The organism is Paenibacillus abyssi, from assembly GCF_014640295.1.
GTDB classification, from domain to species: domain Bacteria; phylum Bacillota; class Bacilli; order Paenibacillales; family Paenibacillaceae; genus Paenibacillus_D; species Paenibacillus_D abyssi.
Genome location: NZ_BMGR01000002.1, coordinates 104,822 through 120,886, shown reverse-complemented (window position 1 = coordinate 120,886; position 16,065 = coordinate 104,822). Strand labels below are relative to the sequence as shown.

General features: G+C 49.3%; 13 protein-coding genes. 12 read left to right on the top strand and 1 reads right to left on the bottom strand.

The annotated features are described in order from the left end of the window. Window positions 1-272 precede the first annotated feature (272 nt). From IEW11_RS03145 to IEW11_RS03100, 10 genes are all read left to right on the top strand, one after another. A complete protein-coding gene (locus tag IEW11_RS03145; RefSeq protein WP_229724937.1) occupies window positions 273-3,197 on the top strand; it encodes a S8 family peptidase in 2,925 nt (974 codons plus the stop codon). A gap of 52 nt (window positions 3,198-3,249) precedes the next feature. Continuing rightward, window positions 3,250-3,468 carry a DUF1146 family protein gene (locus tag IEW11_RS03140; RefSeq protein WP_229724936.1) on the top strand — a complete coding sequence of 73 codons (219 nt, stop codon included), beginning with the start codon at window positions 3,250-3,252 and terminating at the stop codon, window positions 3,466-3,468. A gap of 227 nt (window positions 3,469-3,695) precedes the next feature. After that, window positions 3,696-5,168, top strand: a complete 1,473-nt coding sequence (murA, locus tag IEW11_RS03135; RefSeq protein WP_188528956.1) for a UDP-N-acetylglucosamine 1-carboxyvinyltransferase — start codon at window positions 3,696-3,698, stop codon at window positions 5,166-5,168. A 274-nt stretch (window positions 5,169-5,442) separates the two neighbouring features. Then, entirely contained in the window at window positions 5,443-6,513 is a 1,071-nt protein-coding gene (spoIID, locus tag IEW11_RS03130; protein ID WP_188528954.1) for a stage II sporulation protein D, read from the top strand. A gap of 83 nt (window positions 6,514-6,596) precedes the next feature. Beyond that, on the top strand, window positions 6,597-7,343 hold the full coding sequence (locus IEW11_RS03125; protein WP_188528952.1) for a M23 family metallopeptidase: 747 nt from the start codon (window positions 6,597-6,599) through the stop codon (window positions 7,341-7,343). A gap of 166 nt (window positions 7,344-7,509) precedes the next feature. After that, complete coding sequence (spoIIID, locus tag IEW11_RS03120) at window positions 7,510-7,797, top strand: sporulation transcriptional regulator SpoIIID (protein ID WP_188528950.1); 288 nt, start codon at window positions 7,510-7,512, stop codon at window positions 7,795-7,797. 159 nt (window positions 7,798-7,956) lie between these two features. Further along, window positions 7,957-8,955 (top strand): rod shape-determining protein MreB, encoded by a 999-nt coding sequence (gene mreB / locus IEW11_RS03115; protein ID WP_188528948.1) that lies wholly within the window; start codon window positions 7,957-7,959, stop codon window positions 8,953-8,955. Between the two features lie 176 nt (window positions 8,956-9,131). Further along, entirely contained in the window at window positions 9,132-9,998 is an 867-nt protein-coding gene (locus IEW11_RS03110; RefSeq protein ID WP_188528946.1) for a flagellar hook-basal body protein, read from the top strand. A gap of 11 nt (window positions 9,999-10,009) precedes the next feature. After that, window positions 10,010-10,843: a flagellar hook-basal body protein gene (locus IEW11_RS03105; RefSeq protein ID WP_188528944.1), complete on the top strand. Its 834-nt coding sequence runs from the start codon at window positions 10,010-10,012 to the stop codon at window positions 10,841-10,843. 25 nt (window positions 10,844-10,868) lie between these two features. Beyond that, complete coding sequence (locus IEW11_RS03100; RefSeq protein ID WP_188528942.1) at window positions 10,869-11,174, top strand: DNA-directed RNA polymerase subunit beta; 306 nt, start codon at window positions 10,869-10,871, stop codon at window positions 11,172-11,174. Window positions 11,175-11,320: 146 nt separating this feature from the next. Here the strand turns inward: IEW11_RS03100 and IEW11_RS03095 are convergent, their stop codons facing one another. Continuing rightward, window positions 11,321-13,501, bottom strand: a complete 2,181-nt coding sequence (locus IEW11_RS03095; protein ID WP_188528941.1) for an Ig-like domain-containing protein — start codon at window positions 13,499-13,501, stop codon at window positions 11,321-11,323. A gap of 388 nt (window positions 13,502-13,889) precedes the next feature. Between IEW11_RS03095 and fabZ the strand changes: the two genes are divergently transcribed. Continuing rightward, window positions 13,890-14,324 (top strand): 3-hydroxyacyl-ACP dehydratase FabZ, encoded by a 435-nt coding sequence (gene fabZ, locus IEW11_RS03090; RefSeq protein WP_188528938.1) that lies wholly within the window; start codon window positions 13,890-13,892, stop codon window positions 14,322-14,324. A 24-nt stretch (window positions 14,325-14,348) separates the two neighbouring features. After that, window positions 14,349-16,058 (top strand): phospho-sugar mutase, encoded by a 1,710-nt coding sequence (locus IEW11_RS03085; protein WP_188528936.1) that lies wholly within the window; start codon window positions 14,349-14,351, stop codon window positions 16,056-16,058. Window positions 16,059-16,065 lie beyond the last annotated feature (7 nt).

Here is a 16,065-nt window from a genome sequence, read left to right as displayed (position 1 = left end):
CGGCGAGAATTGCGGCAGGAGCTTTTTGTTTGCATCTGAATAACGCAGCTGAAGCTGGCGAGTGGTAATTCACTCGTGAAAGTTTTTAAATTTGAAACAAGATTGAGCGTTGAAACGGTCCGGTTGCCATATAATAAAAATGGTCCCTATTTTATTGGGAAATCAAAAAAAATGATCGTTAGGACAATAGTCCTTTTCTTTGTCGAAAAAAAGGAAATAGAACGATCAACGCGAATCGTTTCATATTAGAAAACAAAGGTTAAAGGCAAATTATGATGATAAAATTTCATTGTCATGAACCAAACGCGGCAAAACCGATGGACCGATCGGCCGGGCCGCAAAACAAGCGGACGTCGATGGGCCCAAAGACGGACGCACGCAGGAGGGGCGCGCGCGCGCTGCTCTTCCTGCTTGCATTGCTGCTTCTGCAGGGAGCCGCTCTTCCCAATCCGGCGGCGCATGCGCCGAGCTACGGTCAGGCCGGGCATGACGGAGCCGAAGAGGAGCCAAAGAGCTGGCTGCTTAAATGGAGCGACCCTTCAAAGGAAACCGAGTTGAGCGGAACGCAGGTCCTTCACCGCCAGCTGGAGACGGCTGTGATGGTTGTCCGTCCGGAGCCCGGCTCGGATGTGGAACTGTGGCTGAACCGGCTGCGTGAGCTGCCTGGCGTGGAGTATGTGCACCCTAATGGACGGGTACGGATGCTGTCCGCTGCCGCACCGAATGATCCGGATCTGCCAAAGCAGCGGTATCTGGATCAGATCGATGCGAAGAATGCTTGGGAAATCGCGCATGACCACACCGGGATAACGATAGCGCTCGTTGATACCGGTATTGATATGGAGCATCCCGATCTCAAGGGTAATCTTGTGTCCGGCACAAATCTTGTGAGGCCCGGCAGAAGTCCGCAGGACGACAATGGGCATGGAACAAGTGTTGCGGGCGTTCTTGCTGCGGTTGGCAATAACGGGGAGGGTGTTTCCGGTATTTTATGGAACGCTAAGCTTATGCCCGTCAAGGCGCTCGATGCCGACGGATTCGGCGATGAACAGCGGTTAGGCGAGGGGATCCTGTATGCCGTAAGAAACGGGGCCAAAATTGTTTTGCTATCTGTGGGTCTTTACCGAAACTCGCCCTATATGCGGGACATCGCAGAATATGCGGAAAGCAAAGGCGTGCTGCTTGTAGCGGCGACAGGCAATGATGGCTTAAAGTATGGTTCGAAGGCTGCGGTGAAATATCCGGCGGGTTATCCTTCGGTGTTGGCTGTAGGCGGCGCGACGGCTGACAACAAACCGGAGCCAAGATCAAATCCCGGCTCCGAAGTTGATATTGTTGCCCCATGGAATGTGTATACCACGGCACTCGGCGGAGGATATAAGAAAGAAGAAGGCACCTCGATGGCAGCGCCGCAGGCTGCTGCAGTTGCTGCACTCATTTGGGCTAAATATCCGAGTCTCAAGCCTTTCCAGATCAGAGCCTTGATCCGTCAATCGGCCAAGGATATCGGAGGGAAAGGATGGGATTCTGCTACAGGTTACGGATTGCTTCAAGCTGACAAGGCCTTGACTGCCGATTATAAGCCGGATGCTGCCGAACCTAATGACAGCCGTGCCGCTGCTTACCATTTTCCGCTGCACACTCGGCTTTCAGGTCAATTAGCAACAGGGAAGGATAAAGACTGGTTCGTAATAGATATTCCGTTTGACGGCACGCTTTCGATGAAATTTCAAGGTTTAACGTCACCAGGCAAGCCTCTTCCCCCGGTCAGGATGACCCATTACGCGGGCTCACGGACGAGAGGGACGCAGGATATGAAGATTGGGAATAAAACAGTGGATTGGGAAGTTAGCAAAGGGAAAAACTATATCGAGCTGCAATTTGACGACACCAAGCACAGCGGAGTTCTGCCCTATTTGCTGACGGCCGATTTTCAAATTGCTCCGGATGCTTATGAGGTCAATGACAAGAACTATGAAGCTTATACGTTAACGCCGAACAGCCAATCGGTGACAGGGAATTTCCACCAAACAGGCGATCGTGACTGGTTTGCGGTTACGTTCAAACAAGGCGGAAAGCTTCATCTTAAGCTGGAGACCGATTCGGTGCGAATCGATCCCGGACTGGCAATCGGCAAAGCTGGGGAACAAATCCTGGAAATCGACAAAAGAGGCGATGGCGCAACTGAGTTAACCGATGAATCGTCTCCGATAACCATTACACCGGGTAAGTATTTTATTCGGGTGCACAATGCTTCGGCAAGTGAAGCAAGCCCTGTCGTGGCGACGTATAAATTGACGCTTGATTATCTCACTGTTTATGATGACCCTAACGAGCCCAATGACAAATCTTATGAGGCGACAGCCGTAAGAGCGGATACAGAATATGTTGGCGTAATCGACAAAGCGAAGGATGAGGATTGGTTTCAGCTTCGACTAACGCAGGAGAGCATTGTTTCCATGAGGCTGAATGATATTCCAGGCCAAGTAACGATGACGATGCATAGCTTTGACAAAACGCAGAAATCTTTGTTTAAAGTGACTTCAGTTAACGGAAAGACGTCGTTGGTTACAAACCGCAAACTAAGTCAGGGCAATTATTACGTGAAAGTAACAGCCAGCAAACCATTTCATCATCAGTACTACCGCTTTCAGGCAAATGTGGACCCGCTGATCTCCGGCTTCCGCGATATTAGCGGCCATTGGGCGAAACAGGCCATTTCAGGGCTGGCTGACCAAGGGGTTGTCAGCGGCTATGGGGAATATCGTTTTGAACCGGGCCGCGGCATAACTCGCGCTGAGGCGGTGACCATATTGATTAGAGCGTTCGGCGAGCCAGGCTCTGGAACAGCTGCAGTGTTCAAGGATGTTTCCGATAGCCATTGGGCTTACGGTTCCATAGCCAAAGCGGTGAAAGCCGGGTGGGTGAACGGGTATCCGAACAATACCTTTGCGCCGGACCGCTTGATTATCCGTGCTGAAATGTCTGCCATGTTCGGCGCAGCGATGGGCTTGAAGGGCGTATCGCCGGACCAACCGCCGTTTGCAGATGTAAAGGTGGATCATTGGGCCGCGCCTATGTTGATGAAATTAAAACATTCCGGTTGGATTACAGGATATCCGGGTAATAAATTCCAACCGCAGCAAACCGCAAGCCGTGCTGAGTTTTCAGCGCTGATCTACCGAGCATTGAAATGAAAGGAATGAATGATAAGTTATGAATCTTGGGGGCATGGGAGCGGCAGTCGGAATGAATGGGCTGATGTCCATTGTTGTGACGCTTCTTAGTATTACATTTGCCTGGTATGTTATTCAGGAAATAAAGCTGGATGCTTTTGTAAAACGGCCTCGGAGTCGACAAGCACGCATGCTGCAGGTGCTGTTAGCCATCGTGCTTGGACATGGGTTTGCCAGCTTTATATTGGATTATTTGCAATGGTCCAGCATGTTGCGCTGGTTTGTCGAATAAGCAGATTAAAAAAAGTTAACAATGGGTAATACATGACGGAACGAAAAAAGAATAGCTTTGCGAATGCTATCTTTACGTCGATCAATGGCCGAGTGCAGCAGGGAAAAAATAACACTTGTCGAAAAGTGTAAGATAATGTTAAGATGGAGCTTGTGGAATTCTGTCTAAAGTGCCATTTTCTTCTGGTAAAGATAGTAAAGATCGCAACGCGCGGGGGGAATAATAAAATGAGCAAAATAATCGTCCGCGGTGGCCAAAGATTATCGGGAACCGTAAAAGTAAGCGGGGCTAAAAACTCCGTACTGCCGATACTTGCGGCTTCATTGCTTGCTAATGAAGGGGAGAGCGTCATCCATGATGTGCCGCTCCTTGATGATGTTATAAATATACAGAAGGTTATCGGTTCTCTGGGAGCAAAGATCTCCTATAAGAGCGAGATGATGTACATTGACGCTTCACAATTGACGTCTTTTGAAGCGCCATACGATCTGGTTCGCAAAATGCGCGCTTCATTCCTCGTAATGGGCCCGCTGCTGGCTCGTTTGGGAAGCGCCCGGATTTCCTTGCCTGGAGGATGCGCAATTGGTACTCGGCCGATTGACCAGCATTTAAAAGGTTTCGAAGCAATGGGTGCGGAGATCAATTTGGGTCAAGGTTATATCGAAGCGAAAACAAACGGCAAGCTGCAAGGCGCTAAGATTTATCTGGATGTTGCGAGCGTTGGTGCAACGGAGAACATTATGATGGCAGCCGCACTTGCTGAGGGTACGACAACAATTGAGAATGCGGCAAAAGAGCCGGAAATCGTTGATTTGGCCAACTACTTGAATGCAATGGGCGCGAAGGTCCGCGGAGCGGGCACAGGCATGATCCGCATTGAAGGCGTAGAAAGCTTACGCGGCGTCGCTCACACAGTCATTCCGGATCGGGTTGAAGCTGGAACTTACATAATCGCGGCGGCCATTACCGGCGGCGATGTCTATGTGGAAGGTGCAATCTCCGATCATCTGGCTCCCGTTATCTCTAAGCTTCAAGAGATGGGCGTTGAGATTGAAGAAGGAGATAACGGCCTTCATGTCAGAGCGAATCATCCGTTGAAGAGCGTTGATGTTAAGACGTTGCCATACCCTGGATTCCCTACCGATATGCAATCACAAATGATGGCGCTGCTTATGGTATCTGAAGGAACAAGCATCGTCACTGAAACCGTATTTGAGAATCGCTTCATGCATGTGGAAGAGTTCGCCAAACTGCAAGGACAGATCAAGGTTGAAGGCCGCAGCGCAATTATTAGCGGAAACACCCCGCTTGTCGGCGCTAAAGTTTGCGCTACTGACCTTCGTGCAGGCGCTGCACTGATCTGTGCAGCTTTGAAGGCGGAAGGCGAAACGGAAATCTCCGGCATTTATCATGTCGACCGCGGATATGTGAACATTACAGAGAAGCTTGCAAGCCTGGGTGCGAATATTAAACGTGAAGAAGTGATTACTACTGAGGTTACAGCAGCAGAAGAAGCAGCTGCCAACGTGATCAAAGAAATCACCGAAGAAGCTGTTCCGGTTTTAACTCCGGCAGTGGCCGCACAATCCGAATCAGTCCCGCCTTTGGCGCCGGCCATGTCAGCAGATTCTGATTCCGGCAGCTTCAAACGGGATAAAGATGTCGCAGCTGTATTAAATGTTCAGCCCACTTGGGCATAACCAAAATTGACCGAAAAGAGCGGCCTCATGCAGGCGGCTTTTTTTTGTTGGATGAGGCCAGAGAAACGATCATTTACTTGTATACGCAGCACGGTATGCAACTGCTGAAAGTTGACGGTGCGAGGATCAGACAGGCAGGTTCTATCCTATTAATCCGGCTCATAGAATGAACTATCAATAACGACTGAGAGTGAGCTCGAGATAAGGCGCAGCCCTTCTAATGTCTTGCCTCGGCCTGTTTTGCGGTCGCCTAATCTCATGGAAGGAGCCGGTAATGAAAATACTAGGATCAAAGTTTTGGTGGATGGCATTCGGGCTTGGATTATTCGCTATCGCCGTTTTCTTCCCGCAGCCAAGGCAGCAGCCCCCTGTGCCTGTTGTGGGTCAAGCTATCGTGCATTTTGAGCCGGAAGCAACAAATACTGATGGCCCACAAGAAAGAAATACAGCGGAGCCGGTAGAGAAACCTGCCGATCCACCGCGGAATGTTCTGGCCGGGCTGAGAGTTAACGTTTATCTAACCGAAGAGAAACGTGTAGAGCGCATTCCATTGGAATTATATGTTCGGGGGGTTATCGCCGGGGAAATGCCGGTCGATTTTGAGCTTGAGGCGTTAAAGGCGCAGGCGATCGCAGCCAGAACCTATATTATCCGCCATCTCTCCAATCCGGAGGCTAGGGAAACCTTGGCGCAAGGGGATGTTACCGATACGGTGCAGCATCAGGTATACATTCCGTTAAAGCAGCTGCTCAGCCGATGGCCGAAAGACGAGTCAGAGGCCAATCTGAGCAAACTGAATCAAGCGGTAGATGAAACAAGCGGACAGATTATTACATACAACGGAGAGCCGATTGAGGCCTCGTTTTTCTCGACAAGCAACGGGTACACCGAAAACTCCGAGGATTACTGGTCGCTGCCGCTGCCCTATTTACGAAGCGTAGCCAGCCCTTGGGATGAAGCAATCTCCCCGAGATATAAAGAGACGGTATCAATCAGGCTGAGAGATTTCTATAAGAAGCTTGGCGTAAAGAGAGGGTCAGAGAAATCGATCCGTGTGCTGCAGGCAACAGCCGGCAAACGGATTCAAGAAATTGCAATCGGCAGCTCGACGTTCAGCGGCAGGGAAATTCGAGAGCGGTTAGGGCTTGCGTCCAGCCAGTTTACCTGGCAGGTCAAAGGCAGGAATATCGAATTCACGACCTACGGCTACGGACATGGTGTCGGGATGAGCCAATGGGGGGCCAACGGCATGGCGAAAACTGGTAAAAACGCCGAGCAGATTCTGAAACACTACTATACAGGAACCAAGGTGGAACAAGCTTCGAAGTTACCTGATTCGATATAAAAGGTTGCAATCTGAAAAAATAGCAATCACCTCACGTATAAAAGATATGGTTCTGGCAACAATAGCTAGTGAGGTGATGGAGAATGAATGAAGATAACAAATCTAAACAAAAGCATGAAGAATCTCCCAAATCGGTTCCGGGAGGAAGAGCTGACGTTAAGGCTTCTTCATGGAAGAGACTGCTGTCGAAGAAATGGGTATCGCCGGCAGTGTTCATGGCCGCGGCAGCAATTATCGTAACCTTAATGTGGGTCTATCAGGGGACGCAGCAGCAGGAGACAGCAACAGAGACTAGCGAACTTACTGAAGTCATCGAAGGGGACGAGATTGCGGTAACCGATCCGGATGAAGAAACGTTGGAAGTCATTACCGGAGATGAACAGATGCAGTGGCCAGTTCTGAATCGCAGTGAGCTTGAAGTCGTGATGCCATTCTATGATGCGCAAGCATCCAGCGAAGAGCGTCAAGCTGCTATGGTACAATCCGGCAACACATTTACACCGCATATGGGAATTGACCTGGTGAGAGCCGATGATCAACCCTTCGATGTTATTGCGGCATTGAGCGGTAAAGTGAGTCATGTCGAACAGCATCCAACCAACGGTTATGTCGTGGAAATTACGCATGAGAACGATCTGGTAACGATCTATCAAAGCCTGAGCGACGTTCTAGTGAAAACCGGAGATGAAGTGAAGCAAGGCACATTAATTGCCAAAGCGGGACGCAGCGAGCTTGAGAAGGATCTTGGCGTACATTTACATTTTGAAGCGCGCCATGCCGGTAAGGTCATCAACCCGAATGAATTGCTTCCGGAGTTAATGGAAGAGTAAGGACTAAAGGCAGGGGAAACCCTGCCTTTTTATGTTGATAAGGATTAGAATGGCGATTTTTTGAAAATAATTGTACGAATTAGGCTTGTCATGCCTGGCAACAAAGAATATCTACCCACTCCACTCATATAATGTACCAAACTATCTCGAGTAGGGAGGCGGGAACGTGCACGATTACATCAAAGAACGAACGATAAAAATCGGCCGCTGTATCGTGGAAACCAAGAATACGGTACGGACGATCGCCAAAGAATTTGGTGTTTCCAAAAGCACAGTGCATAAGGACCTAACCGAACGGCTGCCGGAAATCAATCCCGACCTGGCGGATCAGGTAAAGCACATTCTCGAATACCACAAATCGATCCGGCATTTGAGGGGAGGAGAGGCAACGAAGATTAAATACAAGAAAACAACAGGAAAGAAGCGGGAAGTATTAACTGCAGGAAAAACGTAACATTATTTTCTACAAAAATAGAGGATTTTCGATGTAAATAGCGAATAAAGATCTAGACTTGGTTAAACATGAGTTGTGATCGATCTAAGCCTGTATATCGGGCATACGAGATGATTTATTAGATTTGAATACTATTTTGTTGTGGGGGACTTAAGCCTTATGTTGAGCAAGGATATCGGAATTGACCTCGGTACGGCCAATGTATCTATTCATGTGAAAGGCAGGGGTGTTGTTCTGGATGAGCCATCGGTCGTTGCGATCGAGAACGATACAAAACGTGTGCTGGCTGTCGGTGAAGAAGCTCATCGAATGGTCGGGCGTACGCCAGGCAACATCATAGCCATCCGTCCATTGAAGGATGGTGTCATCGCCGACTTCGAAATAACGGAAATTATGCTTAAAGCGTTTATTGATCGAGTTGGCGGCAGGACATGGTACAGCCGTCCGAGGATTCTGATCTGCGCTCCAACAAACATCACTTCTGTGGAGCAGAAGGCAATCCGCGAAGCAGCGGAGCGCAGCGGCGCCCGTGAAGTGTTTATGGAAGAGGAACCGAAAGCGGCTGCGATTGGGGCTGGAATGGACATCTTCCAGCCCAGCGGCAACATGGTTGTAGACATTGGCGGAGGAACGACGGATGTTGCTGTCCTGTCTATGGGCGACGTTGTTACCGCCTCTTCTATTAAAGTGGCAGGGGACAAGTTCGACGCAGCGATTATGAAATACATTAAAAACAAATACAAATTGTTGATCGGTGAGCGCACAAGCGAGGATATCAAGATCAAAATTGGAACCGTATATGATGACGGACGCAAGGAAGAGATGGACATCCGCGGCCGTGACATGGTGACTGGATTGCCGCTTACGATAACCATTCATTCCGAGGAAGTGCGCGAAGCGTTGTGGGATTCTGTATCATCCATTGTATCCGCGGCCAAGTCGGTGCTGGAGCGTACGCCGCCGGAGCTGTCGGCGGATATTATCGATCGCGGCGTCATTCTGACTGGCGGGGGCGCGCTGCTGGGCGGACTGGACGCGCTGCTTGCGGAAGAATTGAAGGTTCCGGTGTTAATCGCGGATGATCCGATGCATTGTGTAGTGAAAGGGACTGGAATTATGCTGGACAACCTTGACAAGGTGGCCAAGAAGCTGGGCTAATCTGATTGATCCATCCCTTCAAAAACTTAGAAAAAAGTTTATGCGATAACAAACGGACAAGCTATCACAAGAAGATTCCAACCGGCCGATAAATAAGATAGACAATATATCGATCGCTATCAAGCCGTATGAAAGTGCTTGATGATGGATTGGACAAGCTTGAGGGAGGCAGCTCCATGTTAAGAGGATTATATACGGCAGCGGCGGGCATGGTAACGCAGCAGCGCCGCCACGATACGGTAACGAATAATATTTCCAATATGAATACGCCGGGTTTTAAGCAGGTTAATGCGGTCTCGCGCTCGTTTCCGGATATGCTGATTTCGCTAACCGGCATCGAAAACGAGAAATCGAAAAAGCTCGGCATCGTGAATACCGGGGTGTTTGCGGAGGAAAGCCTATCGATTCATCTTCAAGGGGATTTGGCGGAGACGAGCCGTTCTTCAGACTTTGCGATTATGTCTGATATAGCGGTGCCCGGAATGACGTTTGATGCCTCCGGGAAATACATCGCGCCCAATGGAGAAGTGACCTTTCAGCCGCAAATGTTCTTTACGCTGTTAGACCGTGATGGCGAAACCCGGTACACGCGGGACGGAAAATTCACTTTAAATGACGAAGGCTTTCTTGTCAGCGGCGATGGTTCTTATGTGCTTGGAAGTAATAACGAGCCGATTCAATTCGGATCGGATATTTCGATTGATCAGCTGACATTGACGGGAGATCAGCGATTCATTGACCGGTTGAGCGGCGATGATACCGGAGAACAGCTGTTGGTTTCCCGAGTGGAGAACCCGAATCAACTGATTCGTGAAGGAAATAGCAAATTCAGGTTAATGGGGGACCAGAACTTGGTTCGCCCAGCGAATGAAACGGATCGTTACGAGGTGCGTCAAGGGTATATCGAGCGGTCGAATGTCGATTCCGCACAGTCCATGGTTGATATCATGGCTGCGCTTCGCGCATATGAAACCAATCAGAAGGTCGTCCAGTTTTATGACCGAAGCTTAGAGAAGGCAGTTAACGAGGTAGGCAGAATTTAGGGGGTACCGACATGAATAGTTCAATGATTAATGCGATGGTTTCCATGAGCGGTATGCAGCAGAAGCTGGATTTGCTTGCCGATAACATCGCTAACGTGAATACGGTCGGCTACAAACGCAAAGTAGCGACCTTCGAAGATTTGCTTACAAATATGAAACAGCAGGGCGAAGCGTTTCAGCAGCCTGTCCGTTTGACGCCGCTTGGCTTTAACCAGGGATGGGGCTCCAGGCTGACTATGGTGCAGCCCGATCTATCCCAAGGGCCGATCCAATCGACGAATAATCCTTATGATCTGGCCATTCAAGGAGATGCCTTATTCGAGGTAGTTACGGATGAGGCGGGTTCTAGATCCTATACACGCAACGGTGCGTTCCAGCTGTCACTCGATCAGGCCGGGGTACCGATTATTACGACAGGCGATGGTTATCCGCTTATCATACAGCGGCCTGACGGTGAAGAAGGGCGTATCGAGGTGCCGGACGGGTATTCCGTTCGAATTAACCCGGAAGGGGAAGTTACCGCTGTATCCCGGGATGGCTTCGATACGATCGATTTGGGGCGCGTGAAGCTCGTACAGCCCATGAAGCCAGGCATTCTGACGGCGACAGCCGATAACCTGTTTGTCATTGCCGACGGCCTTAATGCCGAGGAAGCGGTTCGTACGGTCGTTCCCGATGATACGAACAGCATCAGGCTGATGCAGGGCTTCCTTGAGCAATCCAATGTAACGTTGGCGAACGAAATGTCCGACCTGATGATCGTACAAAGGGCATATCAAATGAGCGCGCGGGCGATTACATCAAGCGATACGATGATGGGTATGGCGAACAATCTGCGCGGCTGATGAGATTGGAAGGACTGAAATAAGCATGGAAAATCAAGAGAGACAACAACGAAGTACCGGTTTGGAGACAAAGCGAATTGAACAAGAACAACCACAGCGTACAGAAGGTGCAGCATCGGAGCAAGAAGCCGGGTCAAAGCAGCAGCGTTCAAAAGCGGCGCGGGTTTTTCTGTGGTTTTTGCGCAAGAGCATTGTACCTCTGCTGTTGATTCTTGCTTTAATCGGAGGATTATATGCCGGGTACGTATTTATTGGCAACGGTTCAGGAGACGATGTGTTCAGATGGGACACGTGGAGGCATATGTACGATCTTGTTTTTTCAGATTCATAGACGAGCAAGCACTAACGCTTACAAGATTTACGGTCATTGTACTGTAGATTGCTGTGAGCGTTATTTTATTGCCTAAAGAGACAGGAGGTGCCCTATAAGCAGTCAATCCGCTTATAGGGCACCTCTTTTTTAAATCGATCTTCTATTTACTTCACCGTTATTCTTAAACTGATGGTTTTCCCTTCGTAGCTCGCCTTCACCGTTGCAGTTCCTTTAGTTAGTGCAGTGATTGTGCCATCGGTTACCGAGACAACCTTGCTGTTGGAGGTGGACCAAACCGCGGCGGACGTCACCTGGATTGTTTTTCCGCCGTCATACTCTGCAGTAAGGGTTATGGATTCCTTCCCTTCGACGCCAAGCTTAAGCGATGTGGAAGACAGTTTTAACTTTTGAAGTTTAAGTTTCACGGTAATTGGAATTTCCACGGTATGTTCCTGGTACGTGCCGATCAGCTTTGTCTTGCCTTCCTTAATTGCTTTAACAGAGCTGCCGTTCACTGAAGCAATGCTGTCTGATTCGACGGTCCAGTTCATCTTGCTGCCCAGTGATACGGTTTTGCCGTTCTTGTAGGTACCTAAAACCTTGATCGATTTTGAACGGCCCGGATTGAGTTCAATGGATGAAGGCATTACGGCAAGATCCTTAATCTCATCTTCGATGGTTACGCGCACCACAACGGATTTATTTAAATAGGTTGCCGTCAGATTTACGCGAGACGTCACTAAGCCCTTCACTTTGTTGCCTTTTACCAAAAGGTTGGGAGAAGAGGTTTTCCATGTCACTTTGGAGGTGATGTCTTCTTCCTCGCCATTTTCGTAAACGACGGTGATCACAGGCAGATCGGCTTCCTTGCCGGCAATGATGCTCAAATAATCAACCTCGGACAGCAAAACCAACGGTTTATCATGGACGCTCACTTCAAAGCTATCCTGTTTATTGCCTACGGCAGCTGTAAGCACGGCTTTGCCGGGCTGTTTGGCCACCCATCTGCCATCTTCGATGGAGGCAACCGTATCATCACTGCTGGTCCACTGTGCCAGCTTGGATACGTCTTGTGTTTTCTCGCCGATTGCCGTGCCGGTTACAGCGGGCAATGATTCGCTGTTTCCGACAAAGCCGATTGCTGTTTCTTTATCGAGGGCAACCTTGGTGAACGCCGGATAGACAGTCAATGAAATCTCGCTTTTCAAGCCTTTATAGGCTGCGGTAATTTTAGTCGTCCCGGCTGCTTTGGGGATGACAAACCCGTTGATCACGGTTGCGACATAAGGGTTGGATGAAGTCCATCCCGCCAGCCCGGTTACAAGCGTAGGCTCGTCCGGATTGTTGTCATACACAGAGGCTGTAATCTGAAAAGGATCATCCTGCAATTGCATATGCAGATCCTTGTCATGATCCAGTAACATCGCTTGATACGGAAGACGTACGACGACCGTGATGGACTCCGATGTACCCAGATACGAAGCTTGAATCGTTGTTGTACCTGATCCGACGGCTTCGACTGTACCGTTCACAATCTTGACGACTAACGGATTGCCGCTTTTCCACTCGGCTTCATCCGTAATATCGAGCGGTGTTTCCGTTGTGCTGATGGCCGTTGCGGTTAACTGTCTTTCCGCGTCGCCTAATTTCATTTCAAGCAGCACGGACGGTGTAATCGTGATCGATGTATAAGGGGAAGATACATTGATCGTAATAGAGCTTGACCGTCCTTTATATGAGCCTGTTATTTTAGCTGTGCCGGCGGCTATAGGCGTTACGATGCCGTTATCGACGGAAGCTACGGATGAATTGGACGTGCTCCATGTCGCGCTGGAGGTAACGTTCGTATCTGTTGTTCCTTTGGAAGCGACCAGGTCGAACAGCAGCGCACTGCCAAGTATGAGATCTAATTTATTCGGTGCTGCTGTGATTGAATTGTTCTCGTAGAGGGTTACCTTATCATATAAATATTCAGATGTTATCGTAGTACTCACCGTAAAACCTTTGTATTTGGCCGAAATGACTGCCGTTCCGCCTGCAACGGCGCTAATCGTACCTTTTTCAACCTTGATGATCTGAGAATTAGAAGACGTCCAAGCAGCATCAAGAGTTACATCCTTTGTGGAGGCTGCTCCGCTAATGGTTGCCAGCACCTTCAAGGAATAAGGGTCGTCTGCGACAAAAAGCTTGAACGGTGAGGGGACGGTATCATAAGCAATTCCGGTCACGGTTTCTTCCGCTGCACTGGAATGGACAGGAAAAGCCGATAACAGGAGCAGAAGCGCCAGTGATGCAGCAAGCCACTTGCGGATCGCCTTCCGTTGTAAAGATGAGTCATTTGTCATATGTTCGTATCCTCCCACTAATATTTCCAATTTAACGTTCTAGATTGTATTAACGGCGCAGGAGGAAAATTAATGAAGCATAATAACATTAAATGGATAATTAATTTGTGGGATGGGATCAGAAGGCGATAAATAGCGATAAATGACGATAAATGCCCAAGACCGCGGGTGGTTTTTTTTTTGGCTGGGGAGAGGTATAATGGTTGGGTAACTTTGAAGCGGCAGTAAAAAAAGGAGCCCGGCAGTGAAGAGGCATTCGTTCCTCAGTGCCAAGCTCCCTTATCTCAACCTCCATTACTGCAGTTCATGAAGGGATATCTATATTGTTGCTCTTGAACCCAACTTTTATTACATACATGAGATAAATAATAAAAAAGGAGATCAATTCATGCTGAACATCGAACAAATCCAGGAAATCATTCCACATCGGCACCCGTTTTTGCTAGTCGACCGCATTTTAGAAGTAGAAGAGGGCGTTCGCGCCGTAGGACTGAAAAATGTAACGGTTAACGAACCTTTTTTTGCGGGACATTTTCCCGGTTATCCGGTTATGCCCGGCGTGTTGATTGTCGAAGCGCTGGCACAGGTCGGGGCGGTAGCGATTCTTAAAGTAGAAGCAAACCGCGGCAAGCTGGCTTTTTTTGCGGGGATAGATAATTTCCGTTTCCGCGGTCAGGTAGTTCCTGGAGATACCCTTACCCTTGAAGTTGAAATTACAAGATTAAAAGGCATGATCGGCAAAGGCCAGGCTACCGCTAAAGTGGAAGGCAAGGTTGTCGCTGAAGGTGGAATCATGTTCGCATTGTCTAATAAAGAAGCCTAATAAACGGGAGAGGGTGTAATTTTGATGACACAAACGAATCAAGCGGCTGAGCGGTACCAAGCATGGTTAAATGATCCGACGATTGACAATGTGACCAAAGAAGAGCTTCAGGCGCTAGCCGGACAAGATAAAGAGATTGAAGACCGCTTTTATCGTGAACTGGAATTCGGTACAGGCGGTTTGCGCGGCGTGATGGGGGCCGGTACAAACCGGATGAACGCTTATACGGTTGGCAAGGCCACGCAAGGGCTGGCGGAATGGCTGCTTGGACAAACCGATAAACCGTCGGTTGTCATTGCGCACGACTCGCGCAATAATTCGCCGGAATTTACGCTTGAGGCAGCGCAAGTGCTCGCTGGAAACGGCATTGTCACTTATCTGTTCCGTTCGCTGCGCCCGACCCCTCAGCTTTCTTATGCGGTGCGCGCACTCGGTGCAACAGGAGGGATCGTGGTTACGGCCAGCCATAATCCGCCTGAATATAACGGTTATAAAGTTTACGGCTCCGACGGCTGTCAATTGGTGCCGGCTGATGCGGAGCAAGTTATTGCTTCCATTAAAGCCGTACCGGGCTTTGATGCCGTGAAGCGCATGGATCGTGCGAAAGCGGAAGCGGAAGGTCTGATTAAATGGCTGGATGAGGAAGCCGATCGTGCTTATGTGGAAACCGTGGCATCACACAGCTTGAACACCGAGCTGCTTAAAGGCGGGTTAGGTGACCAAGTATCCGTTGTATTTACACCGCTGCATGGCGCCGGTAACATGCCGGTACGGGAAGTGCTGAAGGCTGCCGGCTTTAGTCAAGTCCATATCGTTGACGAGCAGGAACAGCCGGACGGATATTTCAGCACCGTGAAATCCCCGAATCCGGAGGAGCGCGAAGCGTTCACGCTTGCCATGAAGCTTGCCGGGGAGAAGGACGCGGATATTATCATCGGGACGGATCCCGACTGTGACCGGATGGGTGCGGTAGTTAAAAACAATCAAGGCGAATATGTTGTGCTGAGCGGCAACCAATCCGGCGCTTTGATGGTTTATTATGTGCTGAGCCAATTGCAGGAACGGGGACAGCTGCCTGATAATGGCGTCGTTGTCAAAACCATTGTAACGAGCGAGATGGGCGCAGACATCGCCAAATCGTTCGGCGCCGACGTTGTAAATACACTGACAGGGTTTAAATATATCGGCGAGAAGATGAATGAGTTTGAACGTACCGGCAGCAAGTCATTTTTATTCGGCTACGAAGAAAGCTACGGTTATTTGACGGGTAACTACGCGCGAGACAAAGATGCGGTCATCGCCTCCTTGCTTATTTGCGAAGCGGCTGCTTACTATAAGAGCAAAGGCAAGACATTGTATGACGTATTGATGGAATTATACAGCCGTTATGGCACATACTTAGAACAATTGGAGTCCCGTACATTGAAAGGCTTCGACGGCGTACAGAAAATCGCCGCGATCATGGACGATTGGCGCAACAATCCGCCTGCTGAGGTTGCAGGCGTAGAGGTTAAGCAGATGCTCGACTACTTGCCGGGCCTGGACGGTCTTGTGCCTGAGAATGTCTTGAAGTTTTTGCTGGCGGACGGATCATGGTTCTGCTTGCGGCCATCCGGTACGGAGCCGAAGATCAAAGTGTACTTTGCAGTATGCGGAACCTCACAGGCCGATGCTTCAGCCGTTTTGAACAAGCTCACGCAAAGTGTGATGGCGCGGGTAGATAACCAAGCTTAAGGAGTGG

Excerpts from the sequence above, each read along its gene's own strand:
- IEW11_RS03095 (WP_188528941.1), bottom strand. The coding sequence starts at position 13,501 with ATGACAAATGACTCATCTTTACAACGGAAGGCGATCCGCAAGTGGCTT.
- IEW11_RS03085 (WP_188528936.1), top strand. The coding sequence starts at position 14,349 with ATGACACAAACGAATCAAGCGGCTGAGCGGTACCAAGCATGGTTAAAT.
- IEW11_RS03110 (WP_188528946.1), top strand. The coding sequence starts at position 9,132 with ATGTTAAGAGGATTATATACGGCAGCGGCGGGCATGGTAACGCAGCAG.
- IEW11_RS03125 (WP_188528952.1), top strand. The coding sequence starts at position 6,597 with ATGAATGAAGATAACAAATCTAAACAAAAGCATGAAGAATCTCCCAAA.
- fabZ (WP_188528938.1), top strand. The coding sequence starts at position 13,890 with ATGCTGAACATCGAACAAATCCAGGAAATCATTCCACATCGGCACCCG.
- IEW11_RS03105 (WP_188528944.1), top strand. The coding sequence starts at position 10,010 with ATGAATAGTTCAATGATTAATGCGATGGTTTCCATGAGCGGTATGCAG.
- IEW11_RS03140 (WP_229724936.1), top strand. The coding sequence starts at position 3,250 with ATGAATGGGCTGATGTCCATTGTTGTGACGCTTCTTAGTATTACATTT.
- mreB (WP_188528948.1), top strand. The coding sequence starts at position 7,957 with ATGTTGAGCAAGGATATCGGAATTGACCTCGGTACGGCCAATGTATCT.
- spoIID (WP_188528954.1), top strand. The coding sequence starts at position 5,443 with ATGAAAATACTAGGATCAAAGTTTTGGTGGATGGCATTCGGGCTTGGA.
- IEW11_RS03100 (WP_188528942.1), top strand. The coding sequence starts at position 10,869 with ATGGAAAATCAAGAGAGACAACAACGAAGTACCGGTTTGGAGACAAAG.
- murA (WP_188528956.1), top strand. The coding sequence starts at position 3,696 with ATGAGCAAAATAATCGTCCGCGGTGGCCAAAGATTATCGGGAACCGTA.
- IEW11_RS03145 (WP_229724937.1), top strand. The coding sequence starts at position 273 with ATGATGATAAAATTTCATTGTCATGAACCAAACGCGGCAAAACCGATG.